At 61.4% G+C, this 18,742-nt stretch carries 26 protein-coding genes; 11 read left to right on the top strand and 15 right to left on the bottom strand.

What is annotated here, in order from left to right:
- Positions 1-11: 11 nt before the first annotated feature.
- The 3 genes from ACXAG8_RS09810 to ACXAG8_RS09800 all read right to left on the bottom strand — a co-directional run bounded on the left by ACXAG8_RS09810 (position 12) and on the right by ACXAG8_RS09800 (position 2,089).
- Positions 12-722 carry a GNAT family N-acetyltransferase gene (locus ACXAG8_RS09810; RefSeq protein ID WP_475223684.1) on the bottom strand — a complete coding sequence of 237 codons (711 nt, stop codon included), beginning with the start codon at positions 720-722 and terminating at the stop codon, positions 12-14.
- Positions 719-1,441, bottom strand: a complete 723-nt coding sequence (locus ACXAG8_RS09805) for a competence/damage-inducible protein A (protein WP_475223683.1) — start codon at positions 1,439-1,441, stop codon at positions 719-721. Before ACXAG8_RS09805 ends, ACXAG8_RS09810 begins: the two co-directional genes overlap by 4 nt.
- 75 nt (positions 1,442-1,516) lie before the next feature.
- Entirely contained in the window at positions 1,517-2,089 is a 573-nt protein-coding gene (locus ACXAG8_RS09800; protein WP_475223682.1) for a TetR/AcrR family transcriptional regulator, read from the bottom strand.
- Between the two features lie 106 nt (positions 2,090-2,195).
- Here ACXAG8_RS09800 and ACXAG8_RS09795 point away from each other — a divergent pair, with 106 nt between their 5' ends.
- The 4 genes from ACXAG8_RS09795 (at position 2,196) to map (ending at position 5,345) form a co-directional block, all read left to right on the top strand.
- Positions 2,196-2,951 carry an SDR family NAD(P)-dependent oxidoreductase gene (locus ACXAG8_RS09795; protein ID WP_475223681.1) on the top strand — a complete coding sequence of 252 codons (756 nt, stop codon included), beginning with the start codon at positions 2,196-2,198 and terminating at the stop codon, positions 2,949-2,951.
- 39 nt (positions 2,952-2,990) lie between these two features.
- The gene (sfsA, locus tag ACXAG8_RS09790) at positions 2,991-3,701 is read left to right on the top strand and encodes a DNA/RNA nuclease SfsA (protein ID WP_475224147.1); all 711 of its coding nucleotides are present in this window, start codon (positions 2,991-2,993) and stop codon (positions 3,699-3,701) included.
- 78 nt (positions 3,702-3,779) lie between these two features.
- On the top strand, positions 3,780-4,313 hold the full coding sequence (locus ACXAG8_RS09785) for a hypothetical protein (RefSeq protein WP_475223680.1): 534 nt from the start codon (positions 3,780-3,782) through the stop codon (positions 4,311-4,313).
- 219 nt (positions 4,314-4,532) lie between these two features.
- Positions 4,533-5,345, top strand: coding sequence for a type I methionyl aminopeptidase (gene map, locus ACXAG8_RS09780; RefSeq protein WP_475223679.1), 813 nt, complete (start codon positions 4,533-4,535; stop codon positions 5,343-5,345).
- A gap of 127 nt (positions 5,346-5,472) precedes the next feature.
- Here map and ACXAG8_RS09775 read toward each other — a convergent pair whose 3' ends face one another.
- Both ACXAG8_RS09775 and ACXAG8_RS09770 read right to left on the bottom strand, forming a co-directional pair.
- Positions 5,473-6,108 carry an HAD family hydrolase gene (locus tag ACXAG8_RS09775; RefSeq protein WP_475223678.1) on the bottom strand — a complete coding sequence of 212 codons (636 nt, stop codon included), beginning with the start codon at positions 6,106-6,108 and terminating at the stop codon, positions 5,473-5,475.
- A 126-nt stretch (positions 6,109-6,234) separates the two neighbouring features.
- Entirely contained in the window at positions 6,235-7,077 is an 843-nt protein-coding gene (locus ACXAG8_RS09770) for an SDR family oxidoreductase (protein WP_475223677.1), read from the bottom strand.
- 83 nt (positions 7,078-7,160) lie between these two features.
- Here ACXAG8_RS09770 and ACXAG8_RS09765 point away from each other — a divergent pair, with 83 nt between their 5' ends.
- Entirely contained in the window at positions 7,161-7,529 is a 369-nt protein-coding gene (locus ACXAG8_RS09765; protein ID WP_475223676.1) for a winged helix-turn-helix transcriptional regulator, read from the top strand.
- On the opposite strand, the gene rsmD is transcribed toward ACXAG8_RS09765, so the two are convergent.
- Both rsmD and ACXAG8_RS09755 read right to left on the bottom strand, forming a co-directional pair.
- Positions 7,508-8,083: a 16S rRNA (guanine(966)-N(2))-methyltransferase RsmD gene (rsmD, locus tag ACXAG8_RS09760; protein ID WP_475223675.1), complete on the bottom strand. Its 576-nt coding sequence runs from the start codon at positions 8,081-8,083 to the stop codon at positions 7,508-7,510. The two genes, ACXAG8_RS09765 and rsmD, sit on opposite strands and share 22 nt — an antisense overlap.
- Entirely contained in the window at positions 8,080-9,291 is a 1,212-nt protein-coding gene (locus ACXAG8_RS09755; RefSeq protein ID WP_475223674.1) for an NAD(P)/FAD-dependent oxidoreductase, read from the bottom strand. Before ACXAG8_RS09755 ends, rsmD begins: the two co-directional genes overlap by 4 nt.
- A 99-nt stretch (positions 9,292-9,390) precedes the next feature.
- Between ACXAG8_RS09755 and ACXAG8_RS09750 the strand changes: the two genes are divergently transcribed.
- The 4 genes from ACXAG8_RS09750 to ACXAG8_RS09735 all read left to right on the top strand — a co-directional run bounded on the left by ACXAG8_RS09750 (position 9,391) and on the right by ACXAG8_RS09735 (position 10,959).
- A complete protein-coding gene (locus ACXAG8_RS09750; RefSeq protein WP_475223673.1) occupies positions 9,391-9,876 on the top strand; it encodes a redoxin family protein in 486 nt (161 codons plus the stop codon).
- A 115-nt stretch (positions 9,877-9,991) separates the two neighbouring features.
- On the top strand, positions 9,992-10,240 hold the full coding sequence (locus ACXAG8_RS09745) for a glycine zipper 2TM domain-containing protein (RefSeq protein ID WP_475223672.1): 249 nt from the start codon (positions 9,992-9,994) through the stop codon (positions 10,238-10,240).
- A gap of 11 nt (positions 10,241-10,251) precedes the next feature.
- The gene (locus tag ACXAG8_RS09740; RefSeq protein ID WP_475223671.1) at positions 10,252-10,599 is read left to right on the top strand and encodes an EF-hand domain-containing protein; all 348 of its coding nucleotides are present in this window, start codon (positions 10,252-10,254) and stop codon (positions 10,597-10,599) included.
- Between the two features lie 51 nt (positions 10,600-10,650).
- A complete protein-coding gene (locus ACXAG8_RS09735; protein ID WP_475223670.1) occupies positions 10,651-10,959 on the top strand; it encodes a hypothetical protein in 309 nt (102 codons plus the stop codon).
- On the opposite strand, the gene ACXAG8_RS09730 is transcribed toward ACXAG8_RS09735, so the two are convergent.
- From ACXAG8_RS09730 to ACXAG8_RS09715, 4 genes are read right to left on the bottom strand one after another with little or no spacing between them, the layout of a single operon-like run.
- Positions 10,956-11,249 carry a 4a-hydroxytetrahydrobiopterin dehydratase gene (locus ACXAG8_RS09730; protein ID WP_475223669.1) on the bottom strand — a complete coding sequence of 98 codons (294 nt, stop codon included), beginning with the start codon at positions 11,247-11,249 and terminating at the stop codon, positions 10,956-10,958. The two genes, ACXAG8_RS09735 and ACXAG8_RS09730, sit on opposite strands and share 4 nt — an antisense overlap.
- On the bottom strand, positions 11,246-12,433 hold the full coding sequence (locus tag ACXAG8_RS09725) for a GNAT family N-acetyltransferase (RefSeq protein WP_475223668.1): 1,188 nt from the start codon (positions 12,431-12,433) through the stop codon (positions 11,246-11,248). The genes ACXAG8_RS09730 and ACXAG8_RS09725 overlap by 4 nt, the downstream gene beginning before the upstream one ends.
- 45 nt (positions 12,434-12,478) lie before the next feature.
- Complete coding sequence (locus ACXAG8_RS09720) at positions 12,479-13,249, bottom strand: glycerophosphodiester phosphodiesterase family protein (RefSeq protein WP_475223667.1); 771 nt, start codon at positions 13,247-13,249, stop codon at positions 12,479-12,481.
- Positions 13,246-13,701 carry a RidA family protein gene (locus tag ACXAG8_RS09715; protein WP_475223666.1) on the bottom strand — a complete coding sequence of 152 codons (456 nt, stop codon included), beginning with the start codon at positions 13,699-13,701 and terminating at the stop codon, positions 13,246-13,248. The genes ACXAG8_RS09720 and ACXAG8_RS09715 overlap by 4 nt, the downstream gene beginning before the upstream one ends.
- A gap of 340 nt (positions 13,702-14,041) precedes the next feature.
- Between ACXAG8_RS09715 and ACXAG8_RS09710 the strand changes: the two genes are divergently transcribed.
- Together ACXAG8_RS09710 and ACXAG8_RS09705 are read left to right on the top strand one after the other, a co-directional pair.
- Positions 14,042-14,812: an MlaA family lipoprotein gene (locus ACXAG8_RS09710; RefSeq protein ID WP_475224145.1), complete on the top strand. Its 771-nt coding sequence runs from the start codon at positions 14,042-14,044 to the stop codon at positions 14,810-14,812.
- Positions 14,802-15,410, top strand: a complete 609-nt coding sequence (locus tag ACXAG8_RS09705; protein ID WP_475223665.1) for an MlaC/ttg2D family ABC transporter substrate-binding protein — start codon at positions 14,802-14,804, stop codon at positions 15,408-15,410. Before ACXAG8_RS09710 ends, ACXAG8_RS09705 begins: the two co-directional genes overlap by 11 nt.
- Positions 15,411-15,499: 89 nt before the next feature.
- Here the strand turns inward: ACXAG8_RS09705 and fliP are convergent, their stop codons facing one another.
- From fliP to fliF, 4 genes are read right to left on the bottom strand one after another with little or no spacing between them, the layout of a single operon-like run.
- A complete protein-coding gene (gene fliP / locus ACXAG8_RS09700) occupies positions 15,500-16,231 on the bottom strand; it encodes a flagellar type III secretion system pore protein FliP (RefSeq protein WP_475223664.1) in 732 nt (243 codons plus the stop codon).
- Positions 16,231-16,518 (bottom strand): FliM/FliN family flagellar motor switch protein, encoded by a 288-nt coding sequence (locus tag ACXAG8_RS09695; RefSeq protein ID WP_475223663.1) that lies wholly within the window; start codon positions 16,516-16,518, stop codon positions 16,231-16,233. The genes fliP and ACXAG8_RS09695 overlap by 1 nt, the downstream gene beginning before the upstream one ends.
- A complete protein-coding gene (locus ACXAG8_RS09690) occupies positions 16,511-17,107 on the bottom strand; it encodes a FliH/SctL family protein (protein WP_475223662.1) in 597 nt (198 codons plus the stop codon). The genes ACXAG8_RS09695 and ACXAG8_RS09690 overlap by 8 nt, the downstream gene beginning before the upstream one ends.
- Entirely contained in the window at positions 17,107-18,702 is a 1,596-nt protein-coding gene (gene fliF / locus ACXAG8_RS09685) for a flagellar basal-body MS-ring/collar protein FliF (RefSeq protein ID WP_475223661.1), read from the bottom strand. The genes ACXAG8_RS09690 and fliF overlap by 1 nt, the downstream gene beginning before the upstream one ends.
- Positions 18,703-18,742 lie beyond the last annotated feature (40 nt).

Here is an 18,742-nt window from a genome sequence, read left to right as displayed (position 1 = left end):
TCTCTCTCCCTTCAGACGCGATGGCGGTAGTGATACCCGCCGACATTTTGCATCCCCAACGCGTTGTACAGGCCGTTGGCGCCCTGATTGGCCTTGGTGCAAATAACGCTAAGGGTCTGCGCGCCATTGTCCAGCGCCCAAAAGGCCGCGGCGCGCATGGCCCATTGGCCCAGCCCCTTGCGGCGGTGATCCGGGAGGATTTCCAGCGCATGCACCATCGCGATACCCTGGTGGATTGCCACAAAGGCCACGCCGGCAGGTTGATCGGAACGCCGGATCAGCAACCCGGTCTTTGGCCCGGCAGCCCGATCCATCACCGCCAGACGCTCAGGCCCGATACCGCCTTTCGCCCAGATTTCGCGCATGATCGCCAGCGGCTCCCAAATGGCAAAGGCGGTGACCGGCGGAACCGGCTTATCTGTCAGCACCGCCGCCGGGCAGGCAAAGATATTGACCGGGTCCAGAATGTCATACTCTCGCTGCTCCAACGCGGCATCCAGCGCCTCATCGCCCGGTCGCAGGCAAAATATGCGTTTTTGGCCCATGGCCAGCATGGCCGCTTCGGCGACCTCGATATCGGTTGCGGTCACATCACCGACGCGAGTTGCCGCCGAGACACGCGACCCGCCGCCCAGGCCCTGGCGCACCATAAACGGCCCAATTGTTTCATAGCTGGCAGCTGGCCAAGTGCCGTCTACCACGTCGGGCCAATGAACATTCATTCCTCAAGCGCCCGCGCCAATCTGGTCATGGCCGCGTCGATGCGGGCCCCTTCGGTGCCGCGCACGACCACGTTTGCGCCGAACACGCCGTTGATCTGGAATGGATAGCAACCGATGGACAGATCGGCGAATTCTTCGGCCAGCGCCGACAGCGTCGCGGCGATATCCCCTTCGCCCCGGTCGACGCGCAGCGTTTGCGACAACAAGGGGCGTCCGCCGGTGAGCGTTGGCAGGACACTGGCGACCATCGCCTGAAACACCGAAGGCACGCCGGCCATCACATGGACGTTTTCGATGGTGAACCCCGGCGCGGTCGATACCGGGTTGTCGATCAGAGTTGCCGGGTCCGGGATGCGCGCCATCCGCAACCGGGCCTCGTTCAGTTCCTTTCCGGACTTTTCGTAATGCGCCTCAAGCAGCGCCCGCGCGTCTGCCCGGACATCGATATGCGCCCCGAACGCACGAGCAATGCAATCTGCGGTGATATCGTCATGGGTCGGGCCTATTCCACCGCTGGTAAAGACATGGTCGAAATCGTCCGACAACGCCCTGACCGCGCTTTCGATGGCAGGGGCCTCGTCGCTGACGACGCGCACTTCTTTCAGGTCGACCCCAAACTTTGTCAGCTCTTGCGCGAGAAAATGCATATTGGCGTCGCGTGTACGCCCCGACAGGATTTCGTCCCCGATCACAAGCATCGCAGCGGTTGGATTAGACATGATCCGTCCTTTCATCGTGGGAGCACCGGCAAGATACCCGCGCCACTTGTGCCTGCAAGGCCTGATTAGAGACTGTCAGCGGAATTCGCGGGTTACGCCCGCCGCGACCGTGTCAAACAGATCGACATTCCCCAGGGTCCGGGCCAGGATCATCGCACCTTCGAGCGCGGCAAGGGTCTGGGCAGCCCGCGCATGGGGGTCAGCGGCCCCGGCCTTTTCGAAGACGGCCCTCAGCCAGGCAATGTTGCGGTCAAAGAACACACCGGTCCGGTCCGCGACGGGCAAGGGCAACCGCGCAATTTCAGCCCCGAACATACCACATAGGCACATCAGGTCCTGCGCGACGATCGCGGATCGGCACGCGTCTATATACCGGTTCAGCATCTGATCCGGCTCGGCGTCGTCCGGCTGTCCCAGCGCGCGAAGAAACCGGTCCGTATAACGCTCGACAAGGGCTGCGGCCAGGGTCTCTTTGGTGGGAAAGTGGTAATGGATGCTGGCCGATTTAATGCCGATTTCGTTGGCGATATCGCGAAAGCTGAACGCGTTATAGCCGCCTTGCCGGGCCATGCGTTCCGCCACATCCAGAATTCGGCTGGCGGTTTCCGAATATTCTTTCTGTGCCGTGGGTTCGTGGTTCGTCGTCATGGGTCACGCATCCGTGAACAAGAATTTCTATCTACCTTCAGATAGGGGCTTGATTTGGAATTTCCCAGTCCAATATGCCTATCTATCAGTAGGTAAGGAAAAAGACATGACAAACCAAACAACACTCATCATCGGCGGATCCAGCGGCATGGGGCTGGCCACCGCCCGCAAGATCGTGGCTCAGGGCGGGCATGTTACCCTGGTCGGATCAACGGGCGACAAGCTGGATGCAGCCAGGGCTGAACTGGGCCAGGCTGCCGAAACCCGGCAAACCGACCTTCAGGACAGCGCGCAAGTCGCCGCGCTGACCGATTGGATACGCGCAGACAGCGGGCATATTCAGGGGCTGGTCAATGCGGCCGGCATCTTTGCGCCCAAACCCTTTTTGGAACATGGGGCCGAAGACTATGACCGGTACATGGGGCTGAACCGTGCGACGTTCTTCATCACCCAGGCCGTGGCCGAAAACATGAAGGCAAACGGGGGCGGAAATATTGTCAACATAGGCTCTATGTGGGCCAAACAGGCCGTTCGGGCGACGCCGTCCTCGGCCTATTCCATGGCCAAGGCGGGCATTCACAGCCTGACGCAACACCTGGCCATGGAACTGGCCCCGCATAATATCCGCGTAAACGCCATTTCCCCTGCCATCGTTGTGACACCGATCTTTGGCGCCTTTATCGACCCCGACAAGATCGAGGAAACCGTGACCGGCATGTTCGACGCGTTTCACCCGGTCGGGCGTGTCGGTCGCCCCGAGGATATCGCGAATACAGTGACCCATTTGCTGTCGGACAATGCCAGCTGGGTGACCGGCGCGATCTGGGACGTTGATGGCGGCGTCATGGCCGGTCTGGTCTGACCCTTCCCAGGCGGACGGGCGCAGGGTATGGCTGACCCCATGAAGTTTGCCGCATCTCTTGTGCCCGCCCGCCTTATCCGCCGTTACAAGCGCTTTCTGGCCGATTGCAGGCTGGAGGACGGGCGCGAAGTGACCGCCCATTGTGCCAATCCGGGGTCCATGATGGGCCTGGCCGCGCCGGGCGAGAAAATCTGGCTTGAACCGAATGACGACCCCCGGAAAAAGCTGAAATTCGGTTGGCGGCTGGTCGATCATGAGAATGGCCATTTTACCGGCGTCGACACATCGGTGCCGAACAAGGCCCTGCGCGCGGCGCTTGAGGCTGGCGAAATTCCCGAACTGGCCCGATACCGAACCGTCCGGCCCGAGGTGAAATACGGTGAAAACAGCCGCATCGATTTTCTGCTGACCCAACCCGGCCTTGCGGATGCCTATGTCGAAGTCAAAAGCGTGACGCTTTCGCGCCAATCCGGCCTGGCCGAATTTCCCGACAGCGTCACCGCGCGCGGCACCAAACACCTGGGCGAACTGGCCGCGATGGCACAACATGGGCATCGGGCGATCATGTTGTATCTGGTCCAGCGCACCGATTGCGACCGCTTTGCACTGGCCGCCGATATCGATCCGGCCTACGCGGCGGCATTTTCAGCGGCGCAGGCACAAGGCGTCGAACGGCTGATCTACGGAACGCGCATTTCGCCCCAGGGCGTTTGGGTGGATACGGAAAAATCTTACGCGGTCTCGGGATAGGGTATTCAGGCGACAGGGCCGGTCCCGCAGACAAAAACCTGCAATTGTGGTATGCTGGGCCGCAGCAAGGGCTTGCATATGTTTGACATTGACACATTTGTTGCCGACTGCATCAACGCCGTCGACAAAGACCCGACCCACAAATCGGTCGCCGAGGTAGTGCGCCGTGCCATGTCCGACCCCTCTGCGGTCATTGCGGCGCTGGGGGAACCGACGGAACCCGGGATTTCGCCAATCTACGAATCGCCCAAACTGACGATTGTGAATCTGGCCTGGAAACCATCAACGACGATTCCGCCTCATAACCACGAAATGTGGGCCGTGATCGGTATTTATGGCGGCCGCGAGGACAATATCTTTTGGCGGCGCATCAAGGATCACCCGGACGGGCTGATCGAAGCGGCCGGTGCAAAAGCGTTGACGACGGGTGACGTCTGTCCGATGGGGCCGGATATCATCCATTCGGTCACCAACCCGATCCCGCGACTGACGGCCGCCCTGCATGTCTATGGCGGCGACTTTTTCGAAGCCGAACGAAGCGAGTGGGAACCCGAGCGGCTGACCGAGCACAAGCTTGACATGCAAGAAGTACGCGCGCGTTTTTCGAACTAGGTTCCAAGGTCACGGATTTAATCGCAGGGCTTGGCGCGATAGGCATGCGCGCCAGTGCAGCCCCCCATCGTGCGTACCCGTTTGGCCGCGCATTTCCGGCCGTTCCTTGAACTCGAACGCGCCTGCGCCATCTGAACGGTATGGGCCAACTCCCTCTGGTACTTTCTGCACAAGCAGCGTAAAAGAAATGCTGCGCGAAACATTTGGAGCTTAGCGTCGATGAAGGACCATCGTGGCCGCCTGACAAAGGACGGTATCCGCATTTACGAACAAGGTGACTTTGCCGGGATGCACGCGGCGGGGGCCTTGGCTGCGCGCATTCTCGATGATGTCGCAAGCCACGTCTTTCCCGGCCAGACAACGGGCGAGATCGACCGGATCATCACGCAGATGGTCGAAGATGCGGGCGCGACCTCGGCCACGATCGGATACAAGGGCTATCAGCACGCCAGTTGCATCAGCGTGAACCATGTCGTTTGCCACGGTATCCCCGGCGAGAAAAAGCTGAAGGATGGCGATATTCTGAATATCGATGTCACCGTGATCGTGGATGGCTGGTATGGCGACACCTCGCGCATGTATGTGGCCGGGAAACTGCCGCGCAAGGCGGAAAGGTTGATCCAGGTAACCCATGACGCCCTGTTCAAGGGGATCGAAACGGTCAAGCCCGGCAATACGTTCGGCGATATCGGCCACGCCATTCAGGCCTATGTCGAGGCACACCGGATGAGCGTTGTCCGCGATTTCTGCGGCCACGGGCTGGGCCGGGTGTTCCACGCGCCGCCAAACGTGCTGCATTATGGCCGTCCGGGAACGGGTGCCGTTCTGGAAGAGGGCATGTTCTTTACCATCGAACCGATGGTCAACCTTGGCCGCCCGGAAACCAAGACCCTGGCCGATGACTGGACCGCCGTAACCCGCGACAAGTCGCTGTCGGCACAGTTTGAACATTCGGTCGGCGTCACCGCAAATGGGGTTGAGATTTTCACGCTTTCACCCGGCGGCAAGTTCCACCCGACCTATTCATCCTGATCCACCCGTTTCTGCGAGAAACTCGCAGAAACATGCCTGACCTTAAGGTGTTACCGAAGTTTGGGCGCGTTTGGGCGCGGCTGACCGGGAGGCGAAACGCCACTCGGACCAGTGGATAGCGGATGGATCAAAGACCCAAAAGACCCGGTACGTCGGCCATGTCGGAAAACACTTCTGCGCCAATGTCGGCCAACCTTGCCCCATCGTCATGGGCGGCATAGCCCAGGCACCGCATATCCGCACGGATGGCGGCAGTCACGCCGCTTGGGCTGTCTTCGATGACAACGGGGGACTGCGCGCCAAAATGCGCTGCGGCGGTGCGAAACATGGTTGGGTCGGGCTTGGCGGTTCCCAGGACATGGGCCGAGAACATGACGTCGCGAAACCGGTCCCACAGGCCGTTCTGGCCCAACGTGATCTCCATCTTGACCGGGCTGCCGTTGGACGCCACGCAAAACGGCACCTTGTTTTGGTCCAGTGTGTCCAGCAACGCGACGATACCATCAATCAATGGCACGCCAGCCTGCAAGGCCGCGTAAATCTCGCCATAGACCTCGTTGACCCAATCTTCGGGCAGATCCGCCCCGAGGCTGCGCGCCTTGTCCCTGACACCGACCATCGTGCCGCCGACGAACCGCGACATGCATTCCTCCAACGTCAGCGTCAGGCCGTATCCGGCAAGGTTACGGACAAGCGCCCGGTTCGCGATGACCTCGCTGTCGACCAGAACGCCGTCGCAATCGAAAATGACAAGATCATGCATGGGCAGCTCCGTTGTTGACCTGCGACAGGGCCTATCCAAGGTCGGACGCGGCTGCAATCGGGCAAACGCATTTTGCCGCACCATGTTGCCGTGACCGCGACAGGATGCGCGGTCACGGCACCGGTATCAGGCCAGCGCCGTGGCGACGGCCTGCTTCATCGGTGTCGGCGCGCGCCCGATCAGCGTGGCCAGCGCACCGCTTTCGTCCAACAGCCATCCGTCGGCGGCCCCTGCCTCGGCGTCGGCGATAAAGGCCGCGACCGGTTCCGGCAGCCCGACCGAGATCAGGACACCGGCATAGTCGTCCTTGGGCAGCGAGGTATAGCGGATGTCCTGGCCGGTTTGCGCCGACACCTCGACCGCCATATCCGCCAGTGTGAATGGATCACCACCCAGTTCATAGGTCTGGTTTTCATGCCCGGACCCCGCGACAGCCGCGGCAAGCGCCTCGGCGTAATCCTGGCGGGTTGCGGGGCTGACGCGGCCGGTGCCGACGCTTCCGACCATTCCGCCGGCCTGGATCGAAGGTTTCAGGCTGTCGGTCCAATTCTCGATGTACCACCCGTTGCGCAGCACCGTGACTTGCAGGCCCGAGCCCGCCAACAGCTGCTCGGTCGCCTTGTGATCCTGCGCGATCATCATGGGCGAGCTGTCGGCACGGGTGATCGAAGTATAGACGATGCGTTGTACCCCGGCGGCCTTGGCGGCCTCGATCACGTTGCGGTGCTGGCCGGTGCGGTCGTTGAAATCGCTCGACGAAATCAGGGCCAGCACCGTGACGCCCTGCAATGCCGGGACCAGCATTTCGGGTTTGGTATAGTCAAACGCACGCGCCGCAACGCCCATGTCCGACAGTTTTTCAGGCGAGCGCGCCAGCGCGACGATGTTATCCGCCTCGGTAAGTGTTTTCAGTTTCTCGATGGCCAGGCGGCCCAGCTGTCCGGTTGCCCCGGTAACGGCGAAAGTCATGGTCTGCGTCCTTCTTCCGATTGTTGACAGGGCGATATGTAACGCCTAACTTACGAAAAGGAAGTACGCACAATTTTGTTAGTATGAAAAAACACGCAATCCAGATGAAAGCCGATGTGATGAGCGCGAAATGCCCGTCACGGGAATTGTTCAACCACGTGACCAGCAAATGGGGCGTATTGGTTTTGATGGCGCTTCTTCCGGGCACCCAACGCTACAGCGACCTGCGGCGCAGGATCGACGGCGTCAGCGAAAGGATGCTGGCCCAAACCTTGCGAACGCTGGAAGAGGACGGATTCATCCTGCGCAAGGCTTACAAGGTTGTTCCGCCGCATGTGGAATACACGCTTACCCCACTTGGGAAGGGCGCGGCCGAGCGGGTGATGTCACTGGCGCAGTATCTGGAAGGGGCCCTGGACGACGGGCACATTCAACTGGCCGCGTCGGCCTGACTGCCCGCGCGCCACATCATCGAGACATGGGTATCGCCATATTTGCGCGTGTCTTCCGGCTCGAACCCCGCGGGGGCGGCCATCGGCGCGCTTTCTTCCCAGACGATCAGCGCATCAGGCGCAATCCAGCCCCCGGCCAGCGCGGCGCCCAGCGCCTTTTGCCCTAGCGACCTGCCATAGGGCGGGTCCAGAAATACCAGATCGAACCCCGCCCCCGTATTCGCGCCCAACCGCGCCGCATCGCGGCGGATCAGGTCGGTGCGGTCCGCACAACGGGTCAGGTCGATATTCTTGCGGATCAAGCCCTGCGCCACGCGCCCGTCATCGACAAAGGTGGCATGCGCCGCGCCGCGCGACAGCGCCTCAAGCCCCAGCGCACCGGTGCCTGCAAACAGGTCCAGCACACGCAGGCCATCAAAATCAACCTTATGCGACAGCACGTTGAACAGGCTTTCGCGGACCCGGTCCGTGGTGGGCCGCAGATGCGCGCCCGCATCGCCCTTGCCGACCGGCGTCAGGGCCCGCCCGCGAAACGCTCCGGCGATGATCCTCACGCCTTGAGCAGCGGTTTGAGATCCGCACCGGCATCGGCCACCACCGCCGGATCGGCGGTCTTGCCCATTTCGATCAGACGTTTGCCGACCATATAGGCGCGCGGGTCGTTCATGGCATCGACCGCGATCAGCTGGTCGCCCCGATAATACCAATAGGAAACGCTTGGCCCTTCGCCCTGCCGCGTGACGACACGATCATAGCCGGTGTTCAGACCTGCGATTTGCAACTTGACGTCAAACTGATCCGACCAGAACCACGGCTTTGCCACATAATCCCTGGCCGCGCCCAGCATGTTCTGGGCCACGATCTCGGCCTGGTCGATGGCATTGGGCACGCTTTCCAGCCGGATACGGTCGCCCTTGTGCGGGAATGAGGCGCAATCGCCCGCCGCCCAGATATTGGGGTCGGACGTGCGGCCATGGGCATCGGTCTTGATGCCGTTATCCAGCTCCAGCCCGGCCAATTCGGCCAGTTGCGTCGAAGGGGTAATGCCCACGCCGACCACGACGAAATCGACCGGCAGGTTGGTCCCGTCACTTAGCACCGCGCCGGTGACCCGACCGTTTTCGCCCGTCAAATGGTCCAGCCCGACGCCTTCGCGGATATCGGCGCCGTATTCGCTGTGCAGGGTGCGGAAATAATCGCTGGTTTCAGGCGCAGCGACCCGTTGCAGGATGCGGTCCGCCATTTCGACCAGCGTCACCTTGACCCCGCGCTTGGCGCAAACGGCCGCCGCTTCAAGCCCGATGTAGCCGCCGCCCACGATCAGCGCCCGCGCGCCGTCCTTCACCTTGGGTTCCATCGCGTCGATATGGGCCAGGTCGCGCACGACATGCACTCCGTCCAAATCACCGCCTATGGCCGCAGGCAGACGGCGCGGGTCAGACCCGGTGGTCAGGGCCAGCTCGTCATATTGGATCACCTCGCCGCCCACGGTCACGGTCCGGGCCTTCGGGTCTATGCCGGTCACGGGCTGACCAAGGCGAAGGGTGATATCGTTCTCGGCGTAAAAGCTTTCGGGCCGCAGGAACAGGCGCTCCTTCTCCATCTCCCCCAACAGATATGCCTTGGACAATGGCGGGCGCTGATAGGGGGGATGCGGTTCGGCACCGATCAGGGTGATCGTCCCGTCAAAGCCGTCATTGCGCAGCCGCGCAACCAGCGATGCGCCGGCCTGGCCGGCCCCGATCACGACAATATGGCTCATGTTCCTCCCGCCCTGTCGAATTTGCGTGGTCTCAGTCGTCAGCATACCTATATTGCGGCTGAGACCGACTCTGCAAATCCAATCGACAGGAGCATGAAAATGATTGCAACAGGTGACACTCTGCCCGACGCGACCCTGATCCAGCTGGGGGCGGACGGCCCCGAAGGCGTTCGGGTTTCCGAAAAGACCAAGGGCCGGAAGGTCGTCATATTCGCGGTTCCCGGCGCCTATACCGGAACCTGCACGACCGCGCATGTTCCCAGCTTTATCCGAACCAAAAGCCAATTCGACGCCAAAGGGGTCGACGAGGTCATTTGCGTGGCGGTCAACGACCCCTTTGTGATGGGCGCCTGGGGCGAAGCCACCGGCGCAACCGAGGCGGGCCTGACCATGCTGTCGGATGCCGCATCGGAATTCACCAAGGCCATCGGAATGGAGTTTGACGTGCCGCCCGCCGGGTTGTTTGGCCGCTCCAAACGCTATGCAATGCTGGTCGATGACGGCAAGGTGGTGGCGCTGAACATCGAAGAAAACCCGGGCGTTTGCGAATTGTCCGCAGGCGAAGGGCTGCTGGGTGTGATCTGAACAATGGGCCCCCGGCGCTCGACCGGGGGCCTGAACGTCCTAACTGGCTTGATACGCGATGGCCAAAGGCAAATACTTGACCCGATCAAGCCCAGTTCAAGCAAGGAGTCGGCGGATGAAACTGAAAGCGATTGCACTGGTTGGGATTGGCGCCGCGGCAGGGCTGGCGGCCTGCGGTCCGGCACCTACCCCGCAGCAGCAGGCGGCCCGGCAGCACGAAATTGCCTGCCTGGGCGGCACCTTGGGCGGCGCGCTGATCGGCGGCGTGATCGGCAACCAGTTCGGCGGCGGCTCTGGCAAGGACATTCTGACGGCCGCAGGCGCCGCTGCGGGCGGGTTCGAAGGCCAGAGATACGCGTGCTGAGGAGACAGGGAATGAAACATGCAGTTTTCTTGATCATGGGCCTTGCCCTTGCCGGACCAGCAGCCGCTGAAACCGTGGCCCAGCTGCACGAGGCCGAACTGAAGGCCATCGACACCAACAATGACGGGTTTCTGTCCCGGAACGAGTTCGACGCCTTTTCAGACTATGCGTTTCAGGAGATGGACGACGACAAGAACGGAACGCTGGGGCTTGATGAGGCCAAGCCGTTCCTGGACATCGAACATTTTCGCAAATCCGACAGCAACCAGGATAACGTGGTGTCCCGCGCGGAATACGATGCGCAGATGCACGCGGATTTCACAGATGCGGATCGCGACGGAAACGGTCAGCTCGACTGATCAGGCGCGGGCCGTGCAGGGCGGGATTTTTCCGGCAAACAGGAGCGTATTATGAACAAATGGATTGTTTTGGCCGCATGTGGGATTTTGACCGCATGTGACGTCCCGCAGGCCCCGGTTGTGACCGGGCCGGACGGGCAAACGCTTATTCAGATCAACCCCGCCGGTCTGACATGCTATGACAACCGCTGCCTGACCATCGACCCCCGCGCCCGAAGCGTCCGGATGACGGGCAACCGCGCAACCGGGGTACCCGGCAATATCGATGTCAGCGATGGCACCGTAACACCTGCCGAGTTCCGGCAGTTGGGCGAAAAGGCGATGCTGGCAGGCGGGATGGGGTCGCGCGGAGACCGCTAGCACAAGCTGTCCATCTTGCGGGCCAGCTTGGCATCCAGCGCCGACAGCCCGCCAACGTCATGGGTGGACAGGACGACCTCGATCGTGCGGTAGACATTTGACCACTCGGGGTGATGGTTCCATTTTTCGGCCCAGATCGCCACCTGGGTCATCCAGCCGAATGCATCGACGAAATCCTCGAAGATGAATGTCTTTGTGATCGCGTCCCGATTCTTGACCATCGTCCAGCCATTCTTGAACAGCGGGTCCAGCAAGGGCCCTCGGGTCTCGGTCGACAAAAGTTCTGTCATTGCTGTTCCTCCGGGTTTGATTTTCGGAACGGGCCGTATTCTATCAAGATCTCTATCTCTTCTCCTACCGCGTCGGCCTCGGCGTCCAGGTATTTTCTGACGGCATCCGCAAAGCCCGGATCACCGACCCAATGCAGGCTGAAGGTGCGGGTCGGCAGGTATCCCCTGGCCAGCTTGTGTTCGCCCTGGGCACCGGCCTCGACCCGGCGCAGCCCGTGGGCAATGGCAAAGTCGATCGCCCTATAGTAGCACAGTTCGAAATGCAGGCACGCATGGTGTTCAGTGCAGCCCCAATAGCGGCCGAACAAAGCGTCGCGCCCGACGAAATTCAGCGCGCCCGCAATGGCATGGCCGTCGCGTTCGGCCAGAACCAGAACCATGTCATCCGCCATCGTCTGATGCGCGATCTCGAAGAACTGGCGCGTCAGATAGGGGCTGCCCCATTTGCGGGCGCCGGTGTCCTGGTAGAACCGCCAGAACGCATCCCAATGCTCGGGCCGCAGCTCGGACCCTGTCAGAACCCGGATGTCACCGCCGAAATCCAGCGCCTGCGCCCGCTCTTTGCGGATATTCTTGCGCTTGCGGGACGACAGGGCGGACAGGAACCCGTCGAAATCGTCATACCCGTCATTGAGCCAGTGAAACTGTTGCGAATTGCGCGTCATCAGCCCCATCTGCGCGCCTGCCTGTGCCTCGTCCTCGGAGCAAAAGGTTGCATGCAGAGACGAGACCTGGTTGTCGGCCGCCAGTTGCACCGCCCCCTGCACAAGCGCGGACATGCCCACACCCTCATACCCCGGACGGACCAGGAACCGGCGCCCGGTGACCGGGGTAAAGGGCACCGCGACCTGAAGCTTTGGGTAATAGCGCCCGCCCGCGTTTTCATAGGCATGCGCCCAGCTGTGATCAAAGATATACTCGCCCTGGCTGTGAGACTTGGCATACATCGGCGCGGCGGCGATCAGCATCCCGTCCAGATAGGCGGTCAGATATTGCGGATGCCAGCCAGTCCCCGGCCCGACCGATCCACTTTGTTCCAGCGCAAGCAGGAAGCGATGCGTCGTGAACGGATCCAGCGGCCGCCCCCCCGAGGCGGCCTCGGGGCAGGCACAGCTGTCCCACTCTGCCGCCGATATCTGCGAAAGAGAGCCCAGAACCCGAACTTCGATTTGTGCCTGATCCATATTCCCTCCGCGCCCGTCCATTATTTGTAGTGGCCGGAAAAAGGATCAACCCGGTTGCGGCGCCAAATACCCCTCAAAGGTCACATTGTCGGCAACCGCGCGCGCCTGTGCCTCTTGTTCGGGCGACCGGATCGTCCAGCACAAAACAGGGACCGCCTGCGCCTTAAGCTGGGCCACGCGCGGGCGGGTCAGATCGTGCCATTCATGGCTGATGAAACTTGCGCCCGAACGGTCGAAATCGGCAATGTCGCGCAGATGATCCCGCAGCGCCTTTGGCAAGTTGCAGTCTGCGTCGCCATAGGAACTGGTGACCAGACCCCGCGGCAGGTGCGGCGCGCGGCGCGCCAGTTCGGCCACGCTGTTGGGGTTGAACGACATCAGCGCCACCGGCCCGTCATAACCGCCCAGCGCCCGAACCGTATCTTGTTCCAGCGCACCAACATCGGGGCCCATTGCCCCGTCCTGATCCTTGAGCTCGATCAGCAAGGGCACCCGGCCTGCCACCAGTTCAAGAACGTCGTCCAATGTCGGAATGCCCTCGCCACCGGACTGCAGCAAGGTGATCTGCGCGGTCTGATCCACGGTCATTTGCCGGATCGCGCCGGTTTGGCCCGTCAGCCGTTCCAGCGCATAGTCGTGAAACACAACCGCTCGGTTGTCGGCGGTCAGTTGCAAATCGATCTCGATCCCGTACCCAGCCTCGACGGCCGCGCTTATGGCGGCCCGGCTGTTTTCCGGACGGCCTTGCGTCTTGTCGTGCAATGCCCGATGCGCAATCGGGTGCCGCAGAAATTCCGGTGGCAGCGGCGGGGTCATTGGATTTCGAAGATACCTTCGATTTCGACGGCCACGCCCAAGGGCAATGACGCGGCGCTGACCGCCGAGCGCGAATGCCGGCCCGCCTCGCCCAATGCCTCGACCAGAAAATCGGACGCGCCGTTGATCACTTGCGGCTGCGCGGTGAAATCCGCGGTCGAGTTCACGAACCCGGTCAGCTTGATCACGCGAACCAGCCGGTTGATATCACCGTCGCAGGCGGCCTTGACCTGCGCCAGCAGGTTTACCGCGCAAACCCTGGCGGCGGCGGCCCCCGCTTCGACATCCATGTCATCCCCCAGCTTGCCGGTGATCAGGTCGTCATCCTTGGAAATCTGGCCCGAGACATAGACAATGTTGCCAACACGGACGAACGGGACATAGTTCGCCGCAGGCGCCGGAGCGTCCGGCAGAGCCACACCCAGGTCTGCCAGCTTGTCAGAAATGCTCATGATTTGGTCCTCATCATTGGTCGCTTTGGCGGGACGCTAACCGGGAAGCCAGACTTGGAAAAGCCATAATCATCCGTTTTTGTCGCAGATGAGATTCTGGGCAGAACTTCTCTTATTCCGAAGTGTTGAAGTTGGGTCACTTTACCTCGCACTGTGCGGCGGGTTAAACGCTAGGAGTTTCAAACCGAGTGTGAAACGTCTATGTGGCGCGGGACCAAGAGCGACAGACAAAGCCACGTTGTATTGATTGAAGGCCCGGAAATTCCGATGCGGGCACCCAGGAGTAACGAAGACCGTGACGCGCAGCATCCGTTTGAAACACCTGATTTTTCTTTCGTTCATGGCGATTCTGTCGGCCTGCGCCTCTAACCCTGACGGACCTTCGCGGCAGGGCGGGGTTTTTGACCCGTATGAGAACACCAACCGGTCGATTCACAAATTCAACCTGGGCGTGGACCGGTTTCTGTTCCGCCCGGCCTCCAAGGGCTATGTGAAAATTGTCCCTGACCCGATGGTGACCAGTTTCAATCACTTCGCCGAGAATATCTCGTTGCCCGGTCAGGCCGTCGATTACCTGTTGCAGGGCAACCCCAAGCAGATGGGCAATGCCCTGCTGCGGTTCGTCATCAACATGACTGTCGGCGGCATCGGCCTGTCCGACCCGGCAAGCGAGCTGAACCTGCCGCCGGTCGATACCGATTTCGGCGAAACGCTGCATGTCTGGGGCTTTGGCGAGGGCGCCTATGTCGAGCTTCCGTTCTATGGTCCGTCCACAACACGGGATGCCGTCGGGGTTGTCGTGAACCTGTTCTCGAACCCGATCAATTTCACGCCGACGCGTCCGGCCGACAACCTTGGCGTTTATGCCGAAATCGTGCGCCGCATGGGCGACAGGGGCCGGTATTCGGACACGGTCGATTCAATTTTGTATGAAAGCGCAGACAGTTACGCCCAGGCCCGCCTGATCTATCTGCAAAATCGCCGCTTTGAACTTACAAGGGATGACGAGGACGCCTATCTGGGTTTGTACACGGACCCCTATGCCGAGATCGGAACCGACCCTGTCAGGGACCCATATCTAGACCCCTACGAGGACCCCTATGCCGAATAATGCTCAAACCCGCCGCACGTTTCTTTCCACGGCCATCGCCGGTTTTGCGATTGCCGGGGCTCCGATGCCGGTCTTTGCCCAAAGCGAAGCCAGCGCCAAGCAGCTGGTCAATTCGGTGGTCGGGGATATCAATCGGGTGATCGACTCGGGCAAGTCAGAAAATGCGATGCTGCGCGATTTCGAAAAGATCTTTGCCCAATATGCCGATGTTCCGATCATGGCGCGCTATGCGTTGGGGCCGGATGCACGCTCGGCCAGTTCCGCGCAACTGCGTCAGTTCACCAAGGCCTTTCAGGGGTATATCGCCCGCAAATACGGTCGCCGCTTCCGCGAGTTCATCGGCGGCGAGGTTACCGTGCGCAATGCCCGCAAGATCAAGGCGGGCTTCGAGGTGCGGACTTCGGTCAAGCTGCGCGGCTCGTCCCCGTTCGAAGTCACCTTTTTGGTGTCGGACAAATCCGGGCGCGACAAGTTCTACAACATGTTTATCGAAGGCGTGAACCTGCTGCTGACCGAGCGGACCGAAATCGGTGCCATGCTGGATGCCCGCAAAGGCAACCTGAATCAGCTGATCACGGACCTGAACAAAACCGGTTAAAGGCGGGCAGGCGCCCCGCCCAGCCTGCACCGTCTGGTCAGCAGGCAGGGCTTGCCCTGGGTTCCAAGCAGCCCCTCCCCCGCAGGTCGTCAGGGCATATAGCTGCGCACCAGGGCACCGGCAATCAGCGACCAGCCATCGGCGATCACGAAAAACGCCAGTTTGAACGGCAGGGATACCGTTGCCGGCGGGACCATCATCATGCCCATCGACATCAGCACCGCGGCGACGACCAGGTCGATGATCAGAAAGGGCAAAAAGATCAGGAACCCGATCTGAAAAGCCCGCGCAATTTCGGACAGCATGAAAGACGGCATCAAGACTGACAGCGGCGCTTGGGCCGACAATTGCAACCTGTCGCCATCCGGCCGCAGCGATGCCATGGCGTGGAACGTATCGGCGTCAAGCCGTGCGGCCATGAATTCGCGGAACGGAACCATTGCGCGTTTCAGCGCCGGTTCCACCGCAAGGGTTTCCTGCGTCAGGGGGCGGATACCGCTGGTCCAGGCTTCGGTAAAAACCGGTTCCATGATGAAATAGGTCAGAAACAGCGCCAGGCTGACAATCAGCATGTTCGGGGGCGACTGCTGCAATCCCAGCCCCTGCCGCAATATGGCCAGGACCGTTATCAGGAACGGAAAGCACGTCACCATGATCGCCAGGCCCGGCGCCAGGCTGAGCACCGTGATCAACAGGATCAACTGAATGCTGCGGGCCGAGATTGATCCGCCTTCTCCCAGGGACAGGGACAGGTCCTGCGCGGCGGCAAGACCGGGGCACAGCACAAGAAAACCCAGGATCAGGCAGGCACCAAGCCGCATTATCCGATCCCGTTTTGCAGATCCGCGATTTCCGTCAGGCGCACGGCAAGCTGACCGGGCTGTTCGCCTTCGACCTCTTCCAGCAGGCCACGCGCGACCAGCTGATCGCCCACATAAAGGTCGACCGGGTCCTCGACCCGCTTATCAAGGGTCAGCACCGCATTTTCGCCCATGGTCAACAGATCACGGATCAGCGGGCGCGCACGCCCGACCGAGACCGTGACTTCGATCGGGACGGCCTCGAACGGGTTTGGCTTGCCCGAGGCGGCAGGGTTGGGATCACTCATTTGATATAACCTCTTTCGTTTCAAACACATATGCGTCAAATGCCTGCGCGATGGAGGCCACCAGCGCGCTGCAATCCACCTCGCGCCGGGCGATACCGACCTGAATTCTGGCCTGCCCGTCAAGCAGGGACGGGTCTTCCTTGATCTGCGGCTTGGGGGACAATTCGGCGGGGATCAGCATTTCGACGCTCTGGGCCTGACCTGCCGGAACCAGCAATTGCATGGGCTGGCCGATTTGCTCGCGCGCCATGTCGCACAATTGTTCGGTCAGCCGGGCGGCGAAGCCACGATCCACGGCTGCGGGTAACACGACGCGGGTCAGGCTTTCAAACATCGGCTCAAGCGAGCGGGTCATGCGGGTCATCGCCTCGTGGTGGGTAAAGGACAGATCACCCAAAGACTGGGTCAGCGCGGCAGCGGCCTGTCCGCGCCCATCTTCCTGCGCCTGAACGGCATCCTCCCATCCTGCCCCGTAACCGTCTTCGAAGGCTGCCAGGCGCTGCTCCTCCAGGGCTTCGTCGCTGAGCATGTGAAGCGTGTCGCCATTGGATTGCGCGGTGAAATCTTCCAGAAGATGGGCGATGGACATCACACTGCCTCCTCACCTTCTTCAAGCCAGCTGCGCAGGATTTCAACGGTTTCCTCTTGCTTGTCGCCGATCATCGCGCGCAGGCGGTCCACGGCATCCTCACCCTGGGGGGCCGACAGGGCCGGAACCGGGCCGCCCTGCTGGGCTTGTGATGGCAACGGCGCAAACGCCTGTTCGTCATCCGCGGCAATCTCACCGACCAGCGGCGCGCTTTGGTCCAGAACCGGGCCACCCGCCGCCGGCAATGCCGGAACAGATGCCTTGCCAGCCAGAATGGGGCGGATGACGAACAGGCCCAATACCAGCGAAACAACGGCCAGAACCGCCATCTGGATCAGGGACATCGCATCCAGGTGCAATTTCTGCCAGAAGGACGCCGCGGCCAGGGTGCCTTGCGGCTCGGCGGTGGGAAGGTCCAGCGATTTCAGCGTAATGACATCGCCCCGATCCGCATCGAACCCGACCGCCGAGGCGACAAGCTCTTCCAGAGCATCCAGTTCAGCCTGCGGCATGGGAACAAAGGTCTCGGTCCCGGTGCCATCAACCGAACGGGTACCATTGACCAGAACCGCAACGGTCAGACGCTTGATCGCTCCGGGCGCGCGGTGCACTTCAAGTTCCGTCTCGGAAACCTCATAGTTCACGCGTTCGCGGGTCTGTGTTGCTGTGGAATTGGATTCGTCCCCACTTGCCCCGTCCCCGTCCGGCAGGTTCGAGGCGACCGTCACGTCAGAGGACTGATTCTGGGCGCTGTCAGAGCGTTCTTCGACATCGGTGCTAATCGCCACGCGCCCCTTCGGGTCAATGCGCCGTTCGCGGATCGATTCGGTTTCCGTCACCGTATCGACGCTGACTTCGACCACGGCATTTCCCGGCCCAACCCGCGCTTCGACCAGACGCATGACCCGTTCGCGCAACTGCCGCGCCTTGTCGTCCGCAGTGTCCGCCGCGACCGCGGTATCCTGTGCCCCGATGACCGCGCCGTTCGAATCGATGACCGCCACGTTTTCGGGCGTCAGCCCGCTGACCGCCGATGAGACCAGAAACCGGATCGCCTTGGCCTGTTCGGCTGAAATTTGCGCCCCCGATGCCACCAGATAGACCGATGCGGTAGGCTCTGACCGCCGTTCGAACGGGTTTGACGACCCATTGGCGATATGCACCCGCGCCTGCGTGATCTGCGGGCTGCCCACAATCGTGCGCGCCAGCTCACCTTCCTTGGCGCGCCAATAGGCGGCATCGAACATCTGCGACGTCGTCCCGAACCCGCTGAGTGAATCAAGCAATTCATAGCCCTGGCTGCCATTTGCCGGCAGGCCCTCGCTGGCCAGGGTCATCCGCAATTCGTCGCGTTGGGCACCGGGCACATAGATTGATCCACTCCGGATGTCATAGCGAACGCCGCGCTGATCAAGCACGCGCACGATGTCCCCTGCCGCGCCACTTTCCAACCCCGCATACAACAGCGTCATCGAAGGCGCTGTCGCCAGGCGCGACATTGCAAGAACCCCCAGAAACACCAGCACGACCGCACCGGCAACGACGATTTGTTTACGCCTGTCCAAACTTGCCCAGACAGTTCCGATCTGCTGCACGCTCACCTCCGACTCGCCGACATTCTGTGCGGCTCAGCCT

Source organism: Ruegeria sp. ABD4_443, assembly GCF_056160865.1.
Note: the sequence above shows the minus strand (reverse complement) of the source record. Positions and strands in the feature narration are given on the sequence as shown.